The organism is Enterococcus hailinensis, assembly GCF_045862035.1.
In the GTDB taxonomy this organism is placed as follows: Bacteria; Bacillota; Bacilli; order Lactobacillales; family Enterococcaceae; genus Enterococcus_A; species Enterococcus_A hailinensis.
Map to the genome: position 1 here is coordinate 1 of NZ_BAAFRV010000042.1, position 3,971 is coordinate 3,971.

The 3,971-nt window shown below is 34.3% G+C and carries 4 protein-coding genes and 2 pseudogenes; 1 reads left to right on the forward strand and 5 read right to left on the reverse strand.

The annotated features are described in order from the left end of the window. Positions 1-16: 16 nt before the first annotated feature. From ACKTSC_RS13230 to ACKTSC_RS13240, 3 genes and pseudogenes are all read right to left on the reverse strand, one after another. Entirely contained in the window at positions 17-340 is a 324-nt protein-coding gene (locus ACKTSC_RS13230) for a DpnD/PcfM family protein (RefSeq protein ID WP_311872752.1), read from the reverse strand. A 34-nt stretch (positions 341-374) separates the two neighbouring features. Beyond that, complete coding sequence (locus ACKTSC_RS13235) at positions 375-872, reverse strand: DnaJ domain-containing protein (protein WP_407857813.1); 498 nt, start codon at positions 870-872, stop codon at positions 375-377. A gap of 437 nt (positions 873-1,309) precedes the next feature. Continuing rightward, a pseudogene (locus ACKTSC_RS13240) lies at positions 1,310-1,618 on the reverse strand (zeta toxin family protein); the annotation flags it as partial. Positions 1,619-2,563: 945 nt separating this feature from the next. Between ACKTSC_RS13240 and ACKTSC_RS13245 the strand changes: the two are divergent. Then, positions 2,564-2,755, forward strand: a pseudogene (locus tag ACKTSC_RS13245) (hypothetical protein); the annotation flags it as partial. Positions 2,756-2,920: 165 nt separating this feature from the next. Here ACKTSC_RS13245 and ACKTSC_RS13250 read toward each other — a convergent pair. Beyond that, positions 2,921-3,208: a type III secretion system protein PrgN gene (locus tag ACKTSC_RS13250; protein WP_407857814.1), complete on the reverse strand. Its 288-nt coding sequence runs from the start codon at positions 3,206-3,208 to the stop codon at positions 2,921-2,923. A 136-nt stretch (positions 3,209-3,344) separates the two neighbouring features. After that, positions 3,345-3,971 (reverse strand): primase C-terminal domain-containing protein (locus ACKTSC_RS13255; protein ID WP_407857815.1); only part of this gene is annotated, 627 nt, incomplete at its 5' end.

The window sequence follows — 3,971 nt, forward strand, 5'->3', positions numbered from 1 at the left end:
TTCCTTTTTTTAGAGATTATTCATTCATAAATTTATCAACACTAACTATCATTTCAAGCTCTATTAACCTTTTTTCTGCTTTCTCTAAACAACCATATCTTAATAAAATATAAGATGTGTCATAATCATAAAATGCACGTTTTAATGTTTCATATTCTTCAATAAAGGTATCTTTATAACCGACAATTTTCATTTCTTTATGGTCTAAATTTTCAGGATAAAGTATAATTTCTTCATTATCATAAGCTATTTGTATTTTTTCTAAGGCTTCTTTTTCGTTCTTTGCTTCAATTTCAAATTCCTTTTCCAAAGTTTCAATTATTCTTATTTTATAAAGCATAATGTTTTCTTCCTTTCTTTATAACTTACAAACCCTATCGGGCTTGTAAGTATTTTTTTTCTTCTTTTTCTTCTTTAATTTTTTGGCTTCCATACATTCCTCTTATTGTATCCATATCATAGTCTTTATGGCTTCTTTTTTTGTAATCTTTAGGGGCTTTATACCAAGCATATTTTTTAGGTGAATATCGAAATCCTAGGGCTTTTATATCTTCTTTATATGGTTTTGTATTACCTGTTAGCCATATAAATGTTCCTACTACTTCGATTGCTACGCCGTCCATTTTTAGATTGAACAATCTATTAATAATATCCTTAAACTGTTCGGGTGTTTCTGTTGTTTCTTTGGTGTAAGTTTCACCTTCTTTATTCTTATGAGTGTTTTTAAGTTTGCTAAACAGTTCGTCATATTCATTGTTCAAAATTTTCATTTCTTCTTCATTCCCGCCACAATCGGGGTGTAACTTCAAAGCTAACTTTTTGTAGGCTTTTTTCAATTCTTCCAATGTTTCAACGTTATTAATGTATTTCATTTTTATCATTCCTTTTCTTTTTGATTTTTGGCTTTTTGACAACCATTTTTGTTAGGCGTTTGAGGAAGTGAAGCTGTTTTCCTCATGTTTTAAAAGCTAGAAATAAATTACAGTGTACGCTCCTTTCTTTTTTCGTTTTGTTGGTTCATTTTCGCCAGTCTGTTCGTGTCGTTTGCTGTGACGAGAACGCAACATAGACACAAAGAAAACACAAGGGCGAGCTTGCTCGTTTATATACCCTTGTGTTTTCGACTGGATATGTTAAGGTAACAAACAGTAAATGACACGTTACAGACTGCAAATTGTAGCAACTGAAAAAAGAAAGAATGCTGTTGTGTGCTTTATTTCTCGATCAGCTTTTAAAAAATGAGGAAATTTTTTATAAAAAAAGAGTAGTTACCGTTTTTTGGTAACTACTCTTTTTCCTTTTTTAAGGTTTAAAGTCCTGGAAGCTTAGGTATTTTTGGTATTGGTGGTGTAGGTGGCTGCAAGCTTTCCAATTTTTGTTGAATTGCTTTAAATTCAGGGGCTTCTTGGTGTTTATTTAGAACCATTTTTTGCTCTATTCGTTCTAAAGTCGGTTGAATTTCTTTACTTGATACTTTACGATTTAATTCTTTTTCTAAGGTTTCTTTTGGACTAATAGAAGGTGTTTCCAAACTTGAATAGAGTTTCACTCCTTCTCTGTTATATAGCCTTATATCGCTAAATAAGCCCGTTTTTTTAAGCAATTCTAAATTGTAAGGAGTGAGCGAAAGCCACGCTCACATTTTACTTGCAGCGTTCACTTCGTTCACTCGCTAAAAGAAAAGAACAAAACCGCTTTTAGGACTTTATTGGATTCCCTCTAATTGCTCATATAAGCTGTTTTAACTGTTTGACTAGCTAAATACTCACTTCTTGCAATCAAGCGTCTTACAGACGGTCAGGGTAACCCCTAACAACCCTTAAATGGAAAACCTATACTTTGTTTAACTTGTTTTTTTACAACTTACAACAAGCTATTCAATTCAAAATCACTTTAAACCCACTTAAAAGCTCGTTTAAGCATTCTTAATGTTCCCTTTGAACAAAAATAGACAGTTTCGAATTAAAGTCGCTTAAATCGAGTTTTAGAGCGTTTTAAAATAGAATGATGAAAAACTAAAAAGTTTCAAACGCTGGTCGGCTTGTTTCGTTAAAAAAGAGTGCAATGCGCACTTACACATCACTCTAAAAACGAGTGATGTAATGGCTAAAAATCGTGTATCAGAAGTTGCTTATCGCAACAACAAAATTTCATGATAGTAGCGTCTCTTAAATAAGTGAGTCTTTGTTTAAATTTGTGATACATTTTTCTGATCCATCAAGAACTTCCTCAAAGATAAAATGCCTCAGCGCTCATTAGTCAATCGCCCTTTGTCATTGATTTTGTAATAAGTATTGCGCCCTATTCGGTTACAATCCTCACAACAAAATAGAAAATATAAAACCATAAATACTGCAAGCTATCACATTGTAATACAAATCACTTCGTTCTTGTATTACAATATTGCTTGAAAAGGGGGAAGTTTCACTTTCCCCTTTTATCCCCTTTGGATTGTGTCGATTTGCTTTACGCAAACGCCAACTGCCCATTTGATAAAAATAAAATGGGCAAAAGATATTTCTTTTTGTCATACAAAAAGAAGAAAAAAAGAGACGAATTTCGTCATTTGATTGAACAAGACCATCGTCCAGTAAAGAGACGCAATAAATTCTATCGAAGTTTACGCACTGCCTCTACCACGATTAAAGGCATGGAAGCCATTCGAGGATTATATAAGAAAACCCGAAAAGAAGGCACTCTCTTCGGGTTTTCGGTCTGTACTGAAATCAAGGTATTATTGGGAATCCCAGCTTAAATCATAGATACCGTAAGGGATTTTATTCTTTATTTAAAACTTTGCAACAGAACCGAATAATCCAACAGTAATAAAAGATAAAGTCAAAATCCCATAATAAATTTTCAAAAGAACAGACCATTCTTTGATCCTATTAAGAACAGCTATCTCCTCCTCCGTCATCAATCAATTCACCTGTTCTTTCTTCTTTTTTGGATCCATACTCTTTAAGAACTTCTCCTCCAACACCAGTAAATGACGATAAACACCATCCATTGACCAGCCTGAAGAAAGACTAAGACAATATAAAAAATCACAAGGTAACGTTTTTACTGCACGGTTTCTAGTTACCCAGCTTGCTACTGTACTCTGCTTATATCCATGCAACTCACAAAACTGCTCTACTGTCATACCTAACCGCGAAATAATAAACACATTGACCGGGTAGGGATATACAAAGGTATTGATACTCATAGTCAGAAAGACCTCCCAGCATATTATTACGTTTGCAATAATAGTACTACTCTTTCTTAAGACCAGCAAGCAAGGCGGAGAAAAAGAAGAAACGTATCATAGATATAATGTAATAGGCAATTTGCACCTTTTAATTTCAACCTGTATCGATCATGAACAGATCTGTTTGCACGCCGATCTTATTTGGTTCTATCAAGCGTTTCAGTGCTGTCTGGATAAACATGTATTCTCTTCCAAAAGCTTCTGAGATCGCAGCGAAATAAGCCCCCTGGCTTTCTTTTTTTAGCCGGATAACGGAGCGCATCAATCCATGTATCGAAGCTAGCATAATACCTCCATTTCTACCAGCACGAACACGAAAATGAATTTTGTTCTCTTCTTTTAACTGCTTCAGTACTTTGTCCAGGGAGCGTTTTGGGATCTTTAAACTTTCAGTTAAATCTTTTTTTGTAGAAATAATGTATGGTTGTTCTTCATAGGATTGCTCATTCAAATAAGACAATAGATCTTCTGCCCATTCATGACTATGAGAATACTTTCGTACTGCTCGCTCTTTCTTAAACTTCCACCAACCCCGTTTTTTGTTGAATAGCTGCTTTTCAGAAAGATTGACATCGACCCACTCTTGGCATAATTGGACAATTTTTTCTCTGTGCGCTGCTTGATATTTTCCGGAGTAAGCGGAACGAATGATTCTGGTTAATTCTCGATCAGATAAAGGGTTAGCCAAGCGGTCATTGAATTCTAACATCGTCAATTCACA